A 19206-nucleotide genomic window follows, 5' to 3' on the forward strand; every position below is an offset into this window, starting at 1 on the left:
AATTTATTATTCTTTAACTCCTTCGATTTTATCTTCTACCTCTTGGTATAGTTCTTTCAACTGTTCAATATTCTCATCTGAAGTTTCCCAATATCCCCTACCATTAACTTCTAGCAAAGTTCCAACAATTCTTCTGAAACTATTAGGATTAAGATCCATTAATCTTTTCCTCATCTCTTCGTCATTTATAAATGTTTCATTAGTTTCTTCATATACAAAATTATCTACTTGACCACTTGTCGCACTCCAACCAAGAGTGTAATTAAGTCTGTTAGAAAGTTCTCTAACTCCTTCATAACCAGATTTAAGCATACCTTCATACCACTTAGGATTTAAAAGTTTTGTCCTTGAGTCTAACCTGATAGTTTCTCCAAGTGTTCTAACTTGAGCATTGGAGGTAGTAGTGTCTGCTATATAGCTACTTGGTTCTTTTCCGTCATCTCTAAGTGTCTTAATCAATTTTGTTGGATCGGAATCAAAATAATGACTTACATCTGTTAGTGAAATCTCTGAGGAATCAAGGTTTTGAAATGTAACATCTGCTGTTTTCATTACTGACTCAAATACCTCTCTTTTTTGATTCATCTCGCCTGGATTATCAGCATTAAAAGCATATGTTTTGCGTGATAAATACATTTCTTGTAATTCATTTTCTTCCTCCCAAGTTGAATTTTCTACAGCTAAATTAACATTTGAACTGTAGCTTCCACTCGCGTTAGAGAATACTCTCGCTGAAGCTTCTCTGATAGAGGTACCTTCTTTTTCTGCTTGTTCTAGTGAATGTTTCCTTACAAAATTAGATTCCAATGGTTCATCAGCCTCAGCAGCTAATTTGACCGCCTGATCTATTAATGCCATCTGATTTATAAATAGATCTCTAAAAACTCCTGAGCAGTTAACGACTACATCTATTCTTGGCCTACCTAATTCTTCTAAAGGGATTAATTCTAATTTGTTGATTCTTCCAACAGAATCTGGCTTTGGTTTTACACCGACAAACCATAAGATTTGAGCAAGTGATTCTCCATAAGTTTTGATGTTATCAGTACCCCATAAAACACAAGCAATTGTTTCAGGCCAAGTTCCTTGCTCTTCTTTTTGTCTTTCTATTAATTTGTCAACAACTGACTTTGCAGCAGCTACAGCTGCTGTAGTGGGGATTGATTGTGGATCAAGTGCATGGATATTTTTACCACTGGGTAAAACACCTGGATTTCTTATAGGGTCTCCACCTGGTCCAGGTAAAACATAATTTCCATCTAATGCTTTAATGAGGCTATCCATTTCTTTATCAGCACAGACCTGTTCTAAACAGAAAAGTAAGTAATCAAATAATTTATTTAATTCCTTCTGGTTAACTTCATTAAATCCATTTAAGTTGCAGACCCTTAGCCAAGGGGTAGGTAAATTAAAACCAAATACTTTAAGAAAGTCAAACAATTTGGAAAGAAGTGATTTTTCTAAATAAACTCTGCCATCAACAATTTTTAAAGAGTTGACCATCGCAAAAATAGACTCTCTTGCTGTCTTTATGATTTTTTCATTTAGCTCTACAAATTTAAGTTCACCTTTATTATTACCATCATAAATTTGTTCAATAGTTAGTCCCATGGATTCAGCTAGCAATCCAGGAAGAGATCTTAATCCCTCTTGCTCTCTCTCTAATGATGCAATATTTACAAGTGTTGCAACAGCTTCTTCTGCTGTTGGGGCTTCTCCAATAGTATGAAGACCGCAAGGTAATAATCTACTTTCAATTTCCATCAACTGTTTATAGACATTCCCAACAAATAAATCTCTTTCATCTATTGAGAGTTCTTCTATATCTTTTGAAGGGAGCTCAACATCTTTGTCAAGATTACATTGTTTAGAAGTCTCAACTATTGCATTAACAATTTGAATACCCCTGCTATTTTCTCTTAATTGTTGATAAGAACCAACGAGTTCACTTAGTTCTTTAAGTCCTTTGTAAAGTCCTGCATTTTCCGCTGGAGGAGTCAGATAACTAATAGTTGAAGCATATCCTCTTCTCTTCGCAATTGTTGCTTCAGATGGATTATTCGCAGCATAGTAATACAAATTAGGCAATGATCCAATGAGAGAATCAGGATAGCAAGTTTCACTCATGCCCATCTGTTTACCAGGCATAAATTCAAGTGATCCATGAGTTCCAAAATGAAGAACAGCATCAGCTCCCCAGATTTTTTCTACATAGGTGTAATAAGCGGCAAAACCATGATGAGGACTAGCACTTCTTGAATAAAGTAACCTCATTGGATCACCTTCATAACCGAATGTGGGTTGAACACCTATAAAAACATTTCCAAAATGTTTTCCATAAATAAGAAGGTTTTGTCCGTCACTATTGAGGTTTCCAGGAGGTTTACCCCAATTCTCTTCAAGTCTTTGAGAATATGGTGTGAACTCTTCGTATTCTTTTACTGACATCTTATGAGCAATATTTAACTCTGGAGAGCCATCCAACGCTTCAGGGTTGTTGATTACTTTTTCCATTAATTCTTTTGAATTACTTGGAAGTTCATCTATTTGATATCCTTTTGATTTCATTTCAAGAAGTACTCTATAAATTGAACCAAAAACATTCAAGTATGCTGCCGTACCAACATTTCCTTTGTCAGGTGGAAAACTAAATACTGTGATGGCTAATTTTTTATCCTTTCTTTGTTTAACTCTTAAAGTTGACCATTTTATTGCTCTTTCAGCTATTACATCAACTCGATCTTGGAGAGTATGCGCCTTACCTGTAGCATCATCACGACCTGAGAGAATAATAGGTTCAATAGCACCATCAAGCTCTGGAATTGCAATCTGTAGTGCTACCTGAACAGGGTGTAAACCTAGGTCACTATCTTCCCATTCTTGTGTGGTTTGGAAAACTAAGGGAAGTGCAACCATATAGGGTCTGTTTAACCTTTTTAGGGCTTCAATAGCTTTTGGATGATCTTGTCTTGCTGGACCACCAACTAGTGCAAATCCTGTTAGAGATACAACTCCATCTACTATAGGTTGATCCTTATTTATGGAATCATAATAAAATTCATTAACTGGTTTAGAAAAATCAAGACCTCCACAAAAGATAGGTAATACTCTCGCACCTCTGTATTCCAATTCTTGAATAACAGCAACGTAATGAGCATCATCTCCCGTAACGATATGACTCCTTTGAAGCACTAAGCCTATTGTTGGGGTTTTGTCATCTTTAGGATTTATATCTTTCCTGTTATTTTCCCAATTTTGATATTCTTTAAGACTCTCAAACATGCAAGGAGCAAGAGGATGCCAAATTCCCAAGTCTGGGAATGTTTCAGGGTCTTGAATTTTGAATTCTTCTATTTGATCTTTAATAGTTTCTGAAACAGCGTACTTTTCAGAAATCATTAACAAGAAGTTTTTTAGGTTCTCAGTGGTGCCACCTAACCAGTACTGAAAACTTAGGATAAATGTTCTAGCATCTTGAGCTTTTTCTACTGGTAGATATTTAAGTATTGAAGGTAGTGTATTTAATAACTTCAACATTGAATCTTGGAAACTTGCTCCATCAGATTCTTTTTTCTTTTTTATTAAATCACCAATAATACTTTTAGATTGACCAAGTTGGGCCATACTAAATGAACCTAGCTTATTTAATCTCATTACCTCTGGCATGGAGGGGAAAACAATTGATGCTTTAAGTTTGTCCTTAAATGGAGATACTGCATCAACAACTTTTTGAGCAAGGTCTTCAATGAAAATTAGAGAAGCAACGAATATATCTGCATTAGCTATATCTTCTTTAAAATCCTCAAAATTACTATCATTTCTAAGTTCTTCGATAAGATAGCCGCTAAGGTCTATACCTATTGGCCCATTCATATTATTAATTGACTTTGCAGCTTCTGTTAAGGAATTTTGGTATTGTGGCTCAAGGACAACATAAACTGCTTTTATTACAACTTTGTGTTTGTTATCCTCAACAGGAGATACTCTGCGGTTTGCTGAGCGGACCTGCGTAAACATTGATTTTCTTTAAGTATTTCTACCAGACTACGAATGAAAAGACGTTATTGTGTGCAATATAAATAGCGTGTAACAACCTTTAAAAAAAAAATTTTTAAAAAAATGATTGAAAATTCCAAAAAACCCATACCAGTACTAGTATCCGGAGCTTTAGGTAGAATGGGTAGTGAAGTTGTTAATACTGTATTAAATTCTACAGATTGTGAACTTGTTGCAGCAATCGACATAAACGAAAAGAACAATGGTACAAATATTTCTGAATTATTGAAGGTAAAAGATTGTGATGTTTTTGTTTCAAATGATTTTGAAGGAACTTTATGTTCTGTTAGTCAAAATCATAGAAATGAAAAAATCAAACCTGTGCTAGTTGATTTTACTCATCCTGATTCTGTATATGAAAATACCAGATCAGCTATTGCGTATGGTGTATCACCAGTAGTAGGAACTACAGGTCTAAGCCCTTCGCAAATACAAGATTTATCTGTTTTTGCTCAAAAAGCATCGGTTGGTTGTGCAATAATTCCTAATTTTTCAGTAGGTATGGTTCTTCTTCAGCAGGCGGCATCGGTAGCTGCAAGGTTTTATGACAATATTGAATTAATAGAGATGCATCATAATCAAAAAGCTGATTCCCCTAGTGGGACATGTATAAAAACTGCAGAAATGATTGAAGAATATCCAAAGAAATTTAATCAGAATTTAGTAAAAGAGTCTGAGTCATTGAAAGGTGTACGGGGTGGTCTCAGAGATTCAGGAATTAATATACATTCTGTACGATTACCAGGATTACTCGCTCATCAGTTGGTAATTATGGGATCTCCAGGTGAAACTTACACAATTAAGCATGACACTATTGATAGAAAGGCATATATGCCAGGAGTTTTACAGGCTATTAATAAAATTGGTAATTATGAAACTTTAGTTTATGGACTTGAAAAATTGATTTTTTAAAATGTTAATTCCAATTAATTCAAGTCAAATTTCAAAACTTATTCCTGCAGTTGGAACAGGAAGTCAATTTAAGTACGCGTTGGGGAATCCGAGAAAAATTCTTCAAAGAGTAATAGTTTCATCAATTGGTGGATTTATCTCATTAATTATTAGTTCTACTGGAGATCAAACTAATAATTTCTGGTTATTCCTATGTGTAGGTTTCTTTTTGTATATCATCTGGGGCCCAATTCTTGAATCAAGTAGAAAAAATTTGCAATTAAGAAAATATAAATTTTTTTCTATATTTGATGGCTATGTATCAGATATCTATAAAACAGAAAAGATTGAAAGTTCAAGAGAGCAATCTAATAGGCAAGGTCGATTAGAAGTTATCGAAAACAAAAGGACTTGGTTAGTACTTGAATTAGAAGATGAAGATGGTTATTTGGAAAAATTAAGTTTTCCTATGGAAAATAAGCATAGTCAAATTAGGGTGGGTTCGAGTATTAGATGTTTAATAACATCTGATAACCGTAATTTTGACAGAGATTTTTATTTGACCGATGCTTGGCTTCCTGAAATTAACTTATGGGTTGGTGAGTATCCTTATCTATTAAGACCAGCTTTTGAGGAAATTTGCTATATTTATCTGAATAGATAGTTGATGCTTATATAATCTAATGAAAAAAAATTTCAATTTTAAAATTGTTGGATCAGGTCCCACAGGTTTATTACTTTCAATTGCACTTTCAAAATTTGATTGCAATATTTTTTTAACTGATTTATTAACAAAAGATAGATTAATCGATAAGGATAAAACTTATGCAATTACTCACTCAACCAGAAAAATCTTAATTAAATTTAGTCTATGGGAAAAATTAGAACCATATTTATTTGGCTTTAATTCACTCTCTATCGCAGACAGCTTAACTTCTTCATTAACTAATTTAACTATTAATGATTTAGATGACGATTTATATTCTGCTGGAAATATTGGCTGGGTAGTAAAACATTCAGATCTTATGAATATATTTTTTCATGAGATTGATAATCACGAAAATATTTTTTTTATGACGCCACAAAAATTACTGAACAAAAAAATATTATTTGATTATCAATTCTTTTCTACTGGTGCCAACTCTCTTGATAAAAAATTTCAAGATTACATAGATATAAAAAAATCTTATAATCAGTCCTGTTTAACTTTTAAAGTTTCTATTAGAGGTAATTGTGATATGCGCGCTTACGAAATTTTTAGAAAAGAAGGACCCCTAGCATTATTACCTTTAGAAAAAAACTTATATCAAGTAATTTGGACTTCAAGTACATTAAAGTCTATTGACAGGTTAAATTCTGATAAAAATTTTTTGATGGATAATTTATCAACTATCCTGCCTGATAAATTTAAGATAGATCAAATAATTGGCGAGTTAAACATATTTCCTGTCTCATTATCATTAAATTTACCAGTTTTAAATTTTAAAAAATTAGTTTTTGTTGGTGATGCATTCCATACATTTCATCCTGTTGGTGGTCAGGGTTTAAATAGTTGTTGGCGAGATGTTAATACTATTTTTGATCTTTTTAATAAAAATATTGCTCTTTCTAAAATGTATTTTAGGTTCTTTAAATTTAAATATTTTTCAAGCAGGATTTTTGATATTATTTTTACAATTTTAATTACTGACTCTTTAATATCGATTTTTGCAAATAGAAATCTTTTTCTACTTCCAATAAGAAAACTTTCATTTCTTCTTTTAAATAATTCTTTTTTTATAAGAAAATTAGTTCTTAATCAAATGACCAAATCGCTTATTTATTCCAGAATTAAATAAAACTTATGAATAATTATGTTTCTAAAGATATGATAGTTTACCTAATTGATGAAATAGGTTTAGATGAGTCTTCTATAGAACTTGGTCTTAAATTATCTATAAAAAATAAGACTGCATTACCAATCTTATTGTGGAGTTATGGAATGCTAACTATTGAAGAACTGGATAAGTTATATTCATTTTTATTTAAAAAAATGTAATTATAATTCTGTTATAATCAGGTCAAATATTAAATAAAAACAATTATTCTTTTAACTAAAGGAAATCAGGTATCCCGGCAATCTATAGAGAAGCTTGATTTACTATTATTAATATTAGAGACCATTGATTTAAATGGTTTGGAGTCTCTTTATGCGCTATCTAATCAACTTAAGTTAAATGAAATTTTGCCTAATAAAATTACTATTTGGAAACTGAGGAATAATAATCCTTTGAGAAAATCTTATGTAAAAAATAATATCAGATTAGAGGAATTTGAAGCCCTTGTTAATATTACCGTTGAAATGTCAAAAATTTTATACCCATACATAAGAGAAATACTTCAGTCTAGAGAGGATCCAAAAAGTAATTCAGTTGTTTGGAGTGATTTTCATAAGCGATTTATAGAGTTAATTAATGAGAGATTTAACATAAATAGTATGAGAGTTAAAAAGCTTTTAAATCAAACTGAAAATGATGAAATTATCATAAAATCCTTGCTAACTTTGTCATTATGTATCTCTTCTGAGGGCAATAAAAAGTTAAAGAATTTTTTATTTGGTTTTTGATATGTTGCAGAATACTTTTTTATTTCATCAATCTTCAGTTAGTCTTGAGATCATAGGGTTACCCGATTTTTCCAATAATGAAAGTAAAAGTCAAATATCTATAATTTCAAAATGGAAATTAAACATTATCAATAAACCACTTATTGAAGGAAAAATTGACCATCTAGAGCCAATTATGAATGCATTTTATATTTATTCAAATCTTTTAGTAACTAATGAAAACCCTTTATATGAGTCCAAATTGATTGATATAAAAGCAGACAATCTTCATATACATAATATTGTTCTCAAGAGCTCTAAACCAGATGTAAAACCGTTAATTATAAAGATTGGTAATTCGTTGTTGTCAGATATCATCAACTGTTTTGATCAGTTAAATGAATCATCAAAAGTCAGAATAAAAAAATCTATTTTTTTTAATAATATGCCTAAAAGAGTAAAAATTCCATTAATCAAAAAAATTAAATTTACTAATTTTTTTCTACCGCCTTTAATCTCAATTTGTTCCCTAGTTCTATTTTCTTCTACTTTTATTTATTTTTATAATCCGCTTGAAAATAATGAAAAAAATGAATTTATTAATCTTAAATAAATACTTTGTAGCATCATTATTGCAAAAACGTTAATCTAGGATAATTTCTTTTTCATAACAATTATTAATTGTTTGAACTTTGGTATATGGCAGATTTAAACATCCCCAATTTGAATATGAAATCTGATAAATATATATTTAAAAAAAAATTAAGTTTAAGAAGAAAATCAAAAAAAAGATTATTTACTGAATCTACTCTTATGTTTATTTTAAGTCTTTTATTAATATATATTATTTATTTAATACCTGATAAAAATTTACTATTAAAAAATTTGCCTAGTGCTTTTAATAGATCTTTTCTATTGATAATTGATCTTTTTTCAAATATTTTTGACATATTTATAGTATTGTTTATTTTTCTCTCTTCATTTACTGCTTTGATTTTATTAATAGGATCTCTTTATAGGATTTTTAGGATATCTATTAGAAAAACAAAACAAATAAATTTTAGATAATTCAGATAGGTTGCATTAAGCCACCGCTACCGGAATCAGAGTCATCATCGTCATTTTCCGTTTCTAGTCCCAATAATGCGTAAATTCCAATTACTATGGATGACAAAATTAAAGATAAAGGAAGGATAGAACTTTGAATACCAACGTCTATATACTCACCCATGAACAAGAAAAATTTTAATAAACCTAACCGAAATTAAACTCTTTCGCGAATTTTAAATAATTTTTTAATAATTTATTCTTTTTTAACTATAAGATCTTTGTCGAAATTATTTATTTCTTTAACAAAAGAACCAAACCAATAAATTAATTGATCAACTTGATTTTGAATTTCTGTTACCCCTAATCCCCTTATGGTTATCATGGAAAATTGCTCTCCTTCATTAAAATTAAATTTATTTTGAACACTACTTGATAATGAATTTTTAAGAATTTTAAAAGTAGATTTTTTTAATTTTGTCTCAATCAAAATGTTTGGTTTTATAAGTTTGATTTTGTTAAAACCACATTTTTTAGCAAGTAATTTTAGTCTCATTATCATAATTAATGATTCAACAGGTTTAGGTAAAGTTCCATATCTATTAACCCAGTCTGTTGCTAATTCAGTTAATTCATCATTATTTGAACATTCAGTCGCAGACTTATAAGCCTCAAGCTTCTCCTCTCTGTTTAATATCCATGTTGCAGGTATAAATGCATTTATTGGAAGATCAATTTGTGTGTCGCTAACTTCTGGTATTTCTTGCCCACTGATTTCTGAAATAGATTCATGGAGCATTTCTATATATAAATCATAACCAATAGCATTAACCTTTCCACTTTGTTCTTCCCCTAGTAAACTTCCAACACCTCTTATTTCCATATCTTTCATTGCCAGTTGGTATCCACTTCCTAGTTCCGAAAAATCTTTTATCGCTTTCAATCTTTGTTTTGCAGCGTCATTAATTTTATTTATATTTGGATAAAATAACCAAGCATGTGCTTGTACCCCGCTTCTTCCAACTCTTCCCCTGAGTTGATAAAGTTGTGAAAGTCCAAATTTGTGTGAGTCTTCAATTATGATTGTATTTACTTTAGGGATGTCTAATCCACTTTCAATGATAGTTGTGCATATCATTAGATCTACTTCTCCATTATTAAAAGCAATCATTGCATTTTCAAGATCTGTTTCGTTCATTTGCCCATGAGCAACAATAAATTTTAAGTTTGGAAACATATTTGTTAATTTGTTTACTGCTTGATCAATATCAGAAATTCTTGGAAGAACATAAAATATTTGACCTCCCCTATCTAGTTCTTGATTAATTGCAGTTCTTATAACATCCATATCTATTTCAGATAAATATGTTTTTATTGATCTTCTTGATGGAGGAGGAGTATTTAGTAAGCTCATTTGTCTCAGTCCAGATAAGCTCATATATAGAGTTCTTGGAATTGGAGTTGCCGAGAGAGTTAACACGTCTATGTTGGTTTTGATTTTTTTAATTTTCTCCTTTTGTCTTACTCCAAATCTTTGTTCTTCATCAATTACGAGTAGTCCTAAGTTTTTGATTTCAATTTCTTTTCCTAAAATTTGGTGCGTTGCAACAACTAAATCAATTTTGTTATTTTTCAACCCTGCATAAATCTCTTTTCTTTCATTAACTGTTTTGAATCTATTTAGTAATGATACTTTTATTGGGTAAGGTGAAAATCTATTATTAATTGTTCTCCAATGTTGCTGAGCTAAGATCGTTGTGGGTGCTAATAATATTACCTGCTTGCCTGATGTAATAGCTTTAAAAATAGCCCTTACAGCAACTTCTGTTTTCCCAAATCCTACATCTCCACAAACTAGCCTGTCCATTGGCTTATCGCTTTCCATATCAGATTTTATTTCTTTTACAGCAGTAATTTGATCAGGGGTTGGTTGATAAGGGAATGAATCCTCTAATTCATCTTGCCAAGGACCATCTTCTGGGTATATGTGTCCCTTTAATTTTTCTCTCTTTGCATAAAGTTTTAAGATATCGAGAGCAACTTTTTTGATTTGTTTCTTATTTTTCTCTTTTATTCTTTCCCATTCTGTTCCTCCTAATTTATTTATTTTTGGCTTTATTTTTCCGGTAGACCTATATCTGTTAACACTACCAAGTTGATCAGCGGCCACACTTATCTTCCCATCTTGATACTGAATGACTAAATAATCTCTTGAATCTCCAGTTATATTTATTTTTTCTATTTTTAAAAATTTTCCTATTCCATGATTTTTATGAACTATATAATCACCTGGAATAATCTTGTTAACATTTATATTTGAACTGACACTTCTTTTTTTTCTTCTAATAAATACATTATTAAAAAAAGATTGTTGAGAAAATAATTCTTTATCTGTTATGAGGACAACCTTCCATATCGGAAGATAAAAACCCTCGATTTCATAATTGTTCTTATTTTTTATAATTAAGGGAATTGAATTATTAATAGACTTAAATGCTTCATCAATATCATTAGGATTGTTTAAGAAGTTTGTATTACATTCGTGCTCAAAAAGTAAAGTTCTAGTTCTCAATGGTTGTGCTGATAATATCCATACTTTTTCATTATTTTTTATATTCTTATTTATATCATTGGATAATTTTCCTATATTTTTAGAGTATGAATTTAATCTTTTATCGTTTAATAAAAACCTATTATCAATATTGTCTTTAGATTCAAATTCATAAAATTTTATTAAATTAAAATTTCTTATTGAATTTAATATTTCGTCAAATTTTAAATGCAAATTAGGTTTGGCCTTTAAATTAATATCATTATTTTTAAGGTTCTCATTTAATTCATTTACACAATTATCAAAATTACTTTCTGAATCTAAATACCAATTATTGGCAAATTTTTTACAATCTTCTAATTCATCAATTACTAGAATTGTTTCCCTATTAATAAAATCTATTATATTTGAGGGTTCTTTTTCAATTATTCCTAAATAACGATCAAGATTATTTTTATTTATATCTTCTGAATTAAAAATACTGTTCTTAGATAAATTCTTTAACTTATCATTTATTAGCAAATCAAATCCAGCCTGTATTATTTCAATATTATTGATACTTTCTAAAGTTTTCTGTGTATTGGGATCATATTCTCTTATTTTTTCAATTACATTATCAAAAAATTCTAATCTTACAGGAAATTCATTATTGACAGGATAAATATCTATTATTTCCCCTCTCCTACTCCAGAATCCTTCTACGGAAGTCACATTCTCCTTCGTATAACCCAACATAGTAAGTTTATTTGCTAATTCTTGAATCTCGATTTGAACTCCTTTTTGCAAATCTAACTTGTTTTCAATAAATAAGTTTTTATTTATTAGATGAGGTTGTAGTGATCTCTCTGTTGATATAACAATCTTTAGTTCTTTTTTCTCTTTTTTTATTAATTTAGATAAAACAGTAAGCTGACTAAATTCAATCTCTTTGGATTTATTAATTGATGCGTATGGTAGATGTTCTGTTGGAGGATAATATAAAACTGCTTTATCATTTATACTTTCAAAATAACCAATCCATTTGTAGGCAATTTCTACATTAGGACAAATTAATAATATATTTTTCCCCTCTTTTTTTGCGATGCTATCTAAGATTATTGATTTAGCATATCTACTTGAACCAACAATATTTAATTCATTATTTTTTGAAATTCTTTTTATTAATTCAGAAGTAATTTGTGAGTTAGAAATATAATCAACTAAAGTATTTAAACTCATTTATAATTATCAATCTTGATTACAAATATCCGATACATTATATTAGATTTTATACAGATTGTGAATAATATTTGATGGATTCAGCCGCAATAAATTCTTTTATACCCACACTAGATCAGGTAGACAGTTGGTACGAAATCTTTACACTTTTACCAATATTAATTGCTCTAGAATTATTATTGTCAGCTGATAATGCTGTCGCACTAGCTTCTCTTACTAAATCCCTCGAAAGTTCAGAATTAAGGTCAAGAGCCTTAAATATTGGTATAACAATATCTTTGTTATTTAGAATTATTCTCATCATATTATCTAATGTTCTTCTCAAATTTATTTTTATTAGGGTTTTTGCCGGTTTTTATTTAATATACTTATTCTTCTCTAATGTTTTTTTAAATTCAGATATAGAAAACTCTGAAAATGGTACAGATAATAAAAATAACAATTTTAAGTTCTTAAGAGTTGTAGCACTTCTTTCGATTACTGATTTTGCATTTTCTATAGACAGTATTACTACCGCTGTTGCTATAAGTGATCAATACATATTAATTATGTTTGGAGCAGTAATTGGTGTATTAGCATTAAGATTTACATCGGGGATTTTTCTAAAACTTTTGGATATATTTTCTAGATTAGAAACAGCCGGTTACGTAGCAATTTTGATTGTTGGGATTAAGCTTTTACTTAATACATTAATTAAAGAGTCTATTCTTCCAGACTATTATTTTTATATTTTGATTCTTTTTGCATTCATTTGGGGATTCTCTAAAAAAGAATCTAAAACTTAATCTGAGAAATAATCACCTACTGTTGGTTTTAATTGTTGTATCAATTGATTTTTGCTAGATATGTTTTTGCCTTCAAGCTTTGCTTCTAACAAAATAATCGGATCAGTTTTAGTTGAAATTATTATTCCTTCATTTTCTATTACGGCAACAATAATACCTGGTTTTGAATAATTGCTCCATAAAATGTATTTTTTATTTTTTATTTCATCACTACTCAAAACTTTGATTTTAATTATTTTTAGGTTCTTACCTCTAAAAGTTGTATTTGCTCGCGGGTATAATGCTTTTATTTTTTGAGAAATTTTTAATGCCTCATCACTCCAAACCACTTTATAATCTGATTTTTCAATCATTCTTGCGTAGGTAATTCCTCTTCCAAGGTTATTTTGTTTTGTTAATTGAAAATTAGTATTTTTATTTATATTTTCCTCGATTAATGATGTACCATTTAAAAATAATTTTGCCGATAAAATACTAAGTTTTCCCATAAGTGTATTTAAATTATCGTTATTATCAATTTTAATTTTTTCTTCCAACAATATGTCGCCAGTATCTAGTCCCTCATTCATTTTCATAATTCCTACACCAGTAAATTCATCGCCTTTTATCAGGGACCATTGGATTGGGGCAGCACCACGCCATCTTGGAAGTAATGAAGCATGTGCGTTCCAACAACCAAATTTTGGAATTTCCAATATCTCTTTGGGTAATATTTTTCCGTAAGCTATAACAATAAATAAATCACAAGAAAGTGATTTAAGTTCATTTATAAAATCTGTATTGCCCTTGATTTTTTCAGGAGTATAAATTTTTATAGATTCTTGCTCGGCAATTCGTTTAACAGGTGAGGATATTAATTTATTTCCTCTAGATCTTTTCTTATCAGGTTGGCTAACTACTGCAACTACCTCGTGCTTAGATTTAATAAAAATATCGAGACTTGCAATTGAATATTCAGGTGTTCCCCAGAATATAATTCTCACGCGTCACCAGTTATGGATAATTCATCTACCCATATATGTGGAGATATCCCACTTGTTGTTACCTCCTGGCTTGATTCTATATTTAGTATATTTTTCAAAAGATATTTGATGTCTCCTGCTACTGTGGCTGATTCTATTGAGATTTTTTCCCCGTTTTTATAGAGCCATCCATCAAATGGAAGAGAAAATGACCCTTGACTGGCTCTTACACCTGCATGGATTGCATTTAATTCTTCGATATAAACAAATTCTCCCTGATAAGTAGAGTGATCCAGTGATGTTTTGAGGTCAAAGTTTTCCTCTGATTTTTCAACTACAATCCAATCAGGGGATACTGAGACTTTTGACCCTAGTCCAGCGTGGCCAGTGGGATTTGTTTTAAATATTCTTGCAGTTGATTCAGAGTGTATAAAATTTTCAATTCTCCCTTTGTTAATTAAACATAGTCTTTTGGTTGGGGTTCCTTCTCCATCAAATGGGGAAGAAGAAATATTCTTTTCGTGTAGACCATCATCATAAATATTAAGTGCTTCTGTAGATATTTTCTCTCCAATTGAATTTTTATTAGATAAGCTAACTCCATCTATAATGCTTCTAGCATTAAACATTGAGCTGAAGGCGCTAATAATAGTTAAAAAAGACTCTGGGGAAAAGCATATTAAATATTTATCAGTTTTAATAGATGAATAATTTAAGTGAGAAATTGTCTTATTTGAAGCCTCTCTAATACACGACTCTATATCTATATCATCAACTCCGTATCCAAGTTTTATGGAACCTGAACTACGAGGTTTCTTATTTTTTTCTTCTGCTCTTGCATATAAATATAGCGCAGCTTGACTTTTGGAATAACTTCGAAAGGCACCATCACTATTTGCATAAACTCTCTCAAAAAAACTCTCAGATAAACCATTATATGGTACAGATTTTATGGATTCATGGCTTTTTAATAATTTTACTTCCGCTTCTCTTAAAAGAGTAAGTAATTTTTTTATTCCAACAGGATTTCTTTTTTTTACTTCCTTAACTTTAATAGGATCCTTCGATAGCGGTGAAAATTCTGTACTTTCATTCTTATTGCCAAAATCAGAGGCTATATTTGCTTGCTTAAGAGCCTTTTTAATACCAGATTCACTAATATCACTTGTTGTTGTAATACCAACTAAATTAGATTGATTCCAAACTCTTATAGTTAAAATTTGCTTTTGTGATGCCTTAAGTTGTTTAGCCTCTCCTTTATCTACTTGAACAGAGAAATCATTAGAAAAGCTTGCACCATAATCCCATTTTCTTAGATTTAGAGATTCTGCCGCATCTGAAATTTGAGTTGTTATTTCTCTTGAATTCATATCCTATCTTCCACCAACAGTGATTGAATCAACCTTAATATGAGGTTGGCCAACAGTTACATTGACACTTCCACTGATTGATCCACAAAATCCAGGTGCTAATTCAAGGTCATTCCCGCACATTGATATTTTTGGCATTACTTCTTTAGCCTCACCAATCAAAGTTGCTCCCTTTACTGGATTTGTTAATTTACCATTTTTAATTAGATAACCTTCTTCTACCGCAAAATTAAATTGTCCTGTAGCACCTACACTGCCTCCACCCATTGATTTGCAGTAAAGACCATCGCTAATACTATTTATAAGATCTTCTTTGGAGTAATCACCTTTAGCTATATAAGTATTTCTCATTCTTGAAGCTGCAGCAAAAGAATAATTTTGTCTTCTTCCACTTCCTGTTCTTTTATGACCAGTTCTTAATTCACCTGCCCTGTCAGATATGAATTTTTTTAATATTCCATCTTTTATAAGAACTGATTTTTCAGGTTCCATACCTTCATCATCCACTGATAATGAACCAAAGGATCCTTCTGATATCCCTTCATCTATTGCTGTTACAGATTCATGTGCAATTTTTTCATTCAATTTATTCTCAAATGGTGTTGTTCCTCTCTCAATTTGAGTAGTTTCAAGTAAATGACCGCAGGCTTCGTGGAATATAACGCCACCAAATTTATTAGCTAATACAACAGGCATTTGTCCAGCATCAACATAATCTGCATACAACATATTCATTGAGCTTTCAACCACATCATTAGCTGCTTTTTCGTGATCCCATAATCTGAATTCACTAGGAATTCCTGAAGATCCAAATCTTCTACTTCCACTAGATCTATATTGAGCATCACTAGCAATTACGTTGAGTCCAACTGTTTGATGCAACCTAATATCTGAGACATAGGTTCCGTCGCTGGAGGCTATTATTACTTCTTGCAGATTTCTTGAGTAACTTCCTTTTCTTGTTATTATTTTATTATTTTTTTTTAAAGACTTTGTGCTGACTAAAAGTTTTTCACTTATCTCATGAATTGAAGGGACTTCATTAATCCATTTCTTCTTTGATAAACCATAGTCCCTATGTTTATTTAAACCGTTAAATACTTCTTTTTTGTTGTCTGTTATGTCTAACATCTCAATAGCCTGAGATACCGATCTCATCAAGCCATGCTTTGTTAAATCATTTGTACTTACAAATCCATCCTTTTTTTCTTTAAAGATTCTAATACCAGCACCCCTTCCAAAGGATGGACTTACACTTGTAATAAAATCCTCCTCAGCTAATACACTGGAATTGTCGGTACTCTCTAAAAATATTTCAACAAAATCAGCACCAAGTCCAATTCCATAGAAAATAATTTCTTCTAATAAATCTTTATTGCAACTACCAAAAACAATTTCATTTGATTTGATTTGTGACGAAAGCATTTGAGTTTATGAATCTACTCTGTATAAAAGATTATCTAATCGAAGGTTGAAAATCTTTGCTATCAAGAGGCTTTAATAAGTATAGTCTTAATAATTGGTAACCGTTTGATAAATATTTAGGTAATTTCCTAAAAGTTTTGAATACTTTATTTCCATCATCGCTTGCAATATCGGTAAGAATCTTATTATTATCGACTATTTTATCTAATCTTCCATAAAAAGATTTATCATAAACGTCTAGTACTACAGGAAAAACTCTTGCAGAAGTTTCATTTGTTTTATTAATAACAAACTGGTCGTAATCTTTGGCATCTAATCCTAAAGAAGCGTAGAAATCTTTTTTGATTCCCAAATCCCTTGCATACATAGTTGCAAATACAGCAAGTAAGAAGAACCTAGACCATAACTTAGATGTTAATGGAAGATTGTTCAAAAAGTATCTAAATCTATGGAAATAGTCAAATAGTGGATGTGTGAAGGTAGAGCCCCCAATGGTAATTTTTTGGCTTAATGATTTAACTGTGCGAGGTTGTGCTTTCATTAATGCATCAAAGAAATCACCATGCCTATTTTCATCTTGACACCAATTCTCAAAATAATTAAATAGTGGAAAAATCTTACTATCTGGGTTTTTTTCAAGATGCCTGTAAATTGCTATGTATCTCCAATAGCCTATTTTTTCCGATAAATATGTGGCATAAAAAATACTTCTTGGTGGGAAATAAGTGTAATCCTTATTGGCTGTTAAAAATCCTAAATCTAACTGTAATCCAAAGTCGCTCATTGATTTGTTCAAGAATCCTGCATGTCTAGCTTCATCTCTGGCCATGTGAGCGAAACATTCCGCAAGAAGGGGATTTTTGTCTTTAATTCTTCTACTAAGCTCTTTATAAAGTAAAAAACCAGAAAACTCTGAAGTGCAACTTCCCTCAAGAAAATCAACAAAAAGTTCTCTCGTCTCAGGATCAAGTTTTTCTGCAGCTCCTTCGAATTCACTATTTCTTACAAAATGATGCCTATTATAATCTTTCCTAAATTCTTCGCATATAGCTTCTAATTCTTCCTCGTTTATTGATAAATCCATATTTTCCATTGCCTCGAAGTCAGTTGTATAGAACCTTGGGGACAATATTGTTTCCTTTGCGGGCACCTTCCCATTATTTATTTCTTTTTTATTTTTAGATTCAATGGTTGATTGAGACATCTTTATCTGTTTTATTAATACTATTATTTACTATGATTTGTATTTTCGAGGGAAAAGTTAACTTGGTGTCATTCTTTTATAATCAATTAACTCCTATAAGCTTTTGACCGTTTAATCTCTGCAGTACCCTTGAAATTATTAATTTAAGGGTAATTCTTTTCTCGTCGATTAAAAATGATTCTATAATGCTTGGCTCTTGATTTGGCTTCGATAATGAAATACTTTTTAATGAACTAATGTCTTCCTTCTCAAAGGAAAGCCAAAATATGCAAATATCTTTTATTTCACAATTTATTACCCAACATTTATCCCCGGCAATTGGTCTATTAGTATTTTTGAGATTAATAAAATTAATTTCTAAACCTCTTTGATTTATCTCATCTATAAATGCAGGAATCAAATGTTCATTAACAAATTCTTGGAATGGTTTTTTTTCTATAGGAAGTTCTTTTTTTGGCTTGGGGATATCTTTATCTGATTTAGATAATTCCGTTTCCTTTGGTTTAGATACATTAGTTTTGTCAGGTATTTCATTGTCGTCTTTAATATTTTGTTCTAGATTTTCTTCCATAAAAAAATTATATTACACATATTATAAATAAAAAATTATTTTTCATAAATATAAAAATTTTTTCTCCTACCAATCATCCTCTTCATCTTGCCAATCATCATTATTTACAGGGCTATTTGAATAATTTTGATTTCTATTTAAATTTTTATCTTCCATATTTTTTACTACTCTGTAATTAACCGATATTGTTGGTTGAGTATCTCTAATATCCCTTTGAGGTGGGATATCAATATTTGATTTTATTTCTTCTTCATTATTAGTTGGATCATAATTTTCTTCTATATATTCAAAGTTATTTTTTCTGGAGCTAGTAATTGTGACGTTTAATAAGGTACTCATAATAAGACCTGAAAAAAAAGAAATACTTATCAACTTACCTATTCTTACTTCTTGTATAGTCCATTTAAAATATCTAAACGAACTCTTCTGATTATTATTTGTGTATAATAAAACTTGTAATATTACAATTAAAAAGAGCGTTAATAATTTAAATTTATTTTTTAAAATCATACTTAAAGTTTTCTTCAAATTATTTTTGTATT

Annotated in this window: 16 protein-coding genes; 7 read left to right on the top strand and 9 right to left on the bottom strand. The window is 30.3% G+C overall.

Annotation, left to right across the window (positions count from 1 at the left end; genetic code table 11):
- Window positions 1-6: 6 nt before the first annotated feature.
- Window positions 7-4017, bottom strand: a complete 4011-nt coding sequence (locus tag JJ842_00275) for a magnesium chelatase subunit H (GenBank protein ID MBO6970347.1) — start codon at window positions 4015-4017, stop codon at window positions 7-9.
- A 102-nt stretch (window positions 4018-4119) separates the two neighbouring features.
- Here JJ842_00275 and JJ842_00280 point away from each other — a divergent pair, with 102 nt between their 5' ends.
- The 6 genes from JJ842_00280 (at window position 4120) to JJ842_00305 (ending at window position 8144) form a co-directional block, all read left to right on the top strand.
- Window positions 4120-4968: a 4-hydroxy-tetrahydrodipicolinate reductase gene (locus tag JJ842_00280; GenBank protein ID MBO6970348.1), complete on the top strand. Its 849-nt coding sequence runs from the start codon at window positions 4120-4122 to the stop codon at window positions 4966-4968.
- Window position 4969: 1 nt separating this feature from the next.
- Window positions 4970-5611, top strand: a complete 642-nt coding sequence (locus JJ842_00285; protein MBO6970349.1) for a hypothetical protein — start codon at window positions 4970-4972, stop codon at window positions 5609-5611.
- 19 nt (window positions 5612-5630) lie between these two features.
- Window positions 5631-6785 carry a 2-octaprenyl-6-methoxyphenol 4-monooxygenase gene (locus tag JJ842_00290; GenBank protein ID MBO6970350.1) on the top strand — a complete coding sequence of 385 codons (1155 nt, stop codon included), beginning with the start codon at window positions 5631-5633 and terminating at the stop codon, window positions 6783-6785.
- Window positions 6786-6790: 5 nt separating this feature from the next.
- Complete coding sequence (locus JJ842_00295) at window positions 6791-6985, top strand: DUF2949 domain-containing protein (protein MBO6970351.1); 195 nt, start codon at window positions 6791-6793, stop codon at window positions 6983-6985.
- A gap of 84 nt (window positions 6986-7069) precedes the next feature.
- Window positions 7070-7552: a DUF3038 domain-containing protein gene (locus JJ842_00300; GenBank protein ID MBO6970352.1), complete on the top strand. Its 483-nt coding sequence runs from the start codon at window positions 7070-7072 to the stop codon at window positions 7550-7552.
- A gap of 1 nt (window position 7553) precedes the next feature.
- The gene (locus tag JJ842_00305) at window positions 7554-8144 is read left to right on the top strand and encodes a DUF4335 domain-containing protein (protein ID MBO6970353.1); all 591 of its coding nucleotides are present in this window, start codon (window positions 7554-7556) and stop codon (window positions 8142-8144) included.
- A 456-nt stretch (window positions 8145-8600) separates the two neighbouring features.
- Here JJ842_00305 and JJ842_00310 read toward each other — a convergent pair whose 3' ends face one another.
- Both JJ842_00310 and mfd read right to left on the bottom strand, forming a co-directional pair.
- Complete coding sequence (locus JJ842_00310) at window positions 8601-8762, bottom strand: hypothetical protein (protein MBO6970354.1); 162 nt, start codon at window positions 8760-8762, stop codon at window positions 8601-8603.
- A 72-nt stretch (window positions 8763-8834) separates the two neighbouring features.
- On the bottom strand, window positions 8835-12347 hold the full coding sequence (gene mfd / locus JJ842_00315; GenBank protein ID MBO6970355.1) for a transcription-repair coupling factor: 3513 nt from the start codon (window positions 12345-12347) through the stop codon (window positions 8835-8837).
- Between the two features lie 74 nt (window positions 12348-12421).
- Between mfd and JJ842_00320 the strand changes: the two genes are divergently transcribed.
- Entirely contained in the window at window positions 12422-13132 is a 711-nt protein-coding gene (locus tag JJ842_00320; GenBank protein MBO6970356.1) for a hypothetical protein, read from the top strand.
- On the opposite strand, the gene JJ842_00325 is transcribed toward JJ842_00320, so the two are convergent.
- The 6 genes from JJ842_00325 to JJ842_00350 all read right to left on the bottom strand — a co-directional run bounded on the left by JJ842_00325 (window position 13129) and on the right by JJ842_00350 (window position 19171).
- Window positions 13129-14115 carry a methionyl-tRNA formyltransferase gene (locus JJ842_00325; GenBank protein ID MBO6970357.1) on the bottom strand — a complete coding sequence of 329 codons (987 nt, stop codon included), beginning with the start codon at window positions 14113-14115 and terminating at the stop codon, window positions 13129-13131. The two genes, JJ842_00320 and JJ842_00325, sit on opposite strands and share 4 nt — an antisense overlap.
- The gene (locus JJ842_00330) at window positions 14112-15464 is read right to left on the bottom strand and encodes a TldD/PmbA family protein (protein ID MBO6970358.1); all 1353 of its coding nucleotides are present in this window, start codon (window positions 15462-15464) and stop codon (window positions 14112-14114) included. Before JJ842_00330 ends, JJ842_00325 begins: the two co-directional genes overlap by 4 nt.
- Before the next feature lie 3 nt (window positions 15465-15467).
- Window positions 15468-16889 (bottom strand): TldD/PmbA family protein, encoded by a 1422-nt coding sequence (locus JJ842_00335; protein ID MBO6970359.1) that lies wholly within the window; start codon window positions 16887-16889, stop codon window positions 15468-15470.
- A 31-nt stretch (window positions 16890-16920) separates the two neighbouring features.
- Complete coding sequence (gene acsF, locus JJ842_00340) at window positions 16921-18093, bottom strand: magnesium-protoporphyrin IX monomethyl ester (oxidative) cyclase (GenBank protein ID MBO6970360.1); 1173 nt, start codon at window positions 18091-18093, stop codon at window positions 16921-16923.
- Between the two features lie 82 nt (window positions 18094-18175).
- Window positions 18176-18664 carry a DUF2996 domain-containing protein gene (locus JJ842_00345; GenBank protein ID MBO6970361.1) on the bottom strand — a complete coding sequence of 163 codons (489 nt, stop codon included), beginning with the start codon at window positions 18662-18664 and terminating at the stop codon, window positions 18176-18178.
- A gap of 66 nt (window positions 18665-18730) precedes the next feature.
- Complete coding sequence (locus JJ842_00350; protein ID MBO6970362.1) at window positions 18731-19171, bottom strand: hypothetical protein; 441 nt, start codon at window positions 19169-19171, stop codon at window positions 18731-18733.
- Between the last annotated feature and the right edge of the window lie 35 nt (window positions 19172-19206).

It is taken from the genome of Prochlorococcus marinus CUG1433 (genome assembly GCA_017644425.1).
In the GTDB taxonomy this organism is placed as follows: domain Bacteria; phylum Cyanobacteriota; class Cyanobacteriia; order PCC-6307; family Cyanobiaceae; genus Prochlorococcus_A; species Prochlorococcus_A marinus_U.

Coding starts and splice junctions, on each gene's coding strand:
- JJ842_00275 (MBO6970347.1), bottom strand. CDS start 4,017: ATGTTTACGCAGGTCCGCTCAGCAAACCGCAGAGTATCTCCTGTTGAG.
- JJ842_00280 (MBO6970348.1), top strand. CDS start 4,120: ATGATTGAAAATTCCAAAAAACCCATACCAGTACTAGTATCCGGAGCT.
- JJ842_00285 (MBO6970349.1), top strand. CDS start 4,970: ATGTTAATTCCAATTAATTCAAGTCAAATTTCAAAACTTATTCCTGCA.
- JJ842_00290 (MBO6970350.1), top strand. CDS start 5,631: ATGAAAAAAAATTTCAATTTTAAAATTGTTGGATCAGGTCCCACAGGT.
- JJ842_00295 (MBO6970351.1), top strand. CDS start 6,791: ATGAATAATTATGTTTCTAAAGATATGATAGTTTACCTAATTGATGAA.
- JJ842_00305 (MBO6970353.1), top strand. CDS start 7,554: ATGTTGCAGAATACTTTTTTATTTCATCAATCTTCAGTTAGTCTTGAG.
- JJ842_00310 (MBO6970354.1), bottom strand. CDS start 8,762: ATGGGTGAGTATATAGACGTTGGTATTCAAAGTTCTATCCTTCCTTTA.
- mfd (MBO6970355.1), bottom strand. CDS start 12,347: ATGAGTTTAAATACTTTAGTTGATTATATTTCTAACTCACAAATTACT.
- JJ842_00320 (MBO6970356.1), top strand. CDS start 12,422: ATGGATTCAGCCGCAATAAATTCTTTTATACCCACACTAGATCAGGTA.
- JJ842_00330 (MBO6970358.1), bottom strand. CDS start 15,464: ATGAATTCAAGAGAAATAACAACTCAAATTTCAGATGCGGCAGAATCT.
- JJ842_00335 (MBO6970359.1), bottom strand. CDS start 16,889: ATGCTTTCGTCACAAATCAAATCAAATGAAATTGTTTTTGGTAGTTGC.
- acsF (MBO6970360.1), bottom strand. CDS start 18,093: ATGTCTCAATCAACCATTGAATCTAAAAATAAAAAAGAAATAAATAAT.
- JJ842_00345 (MBO6970361.1), bottom strand. CDS start 18,664: ATGGAAGAAAATCTAGAACAAAATATTAAAGACGACAATGAAATACCT.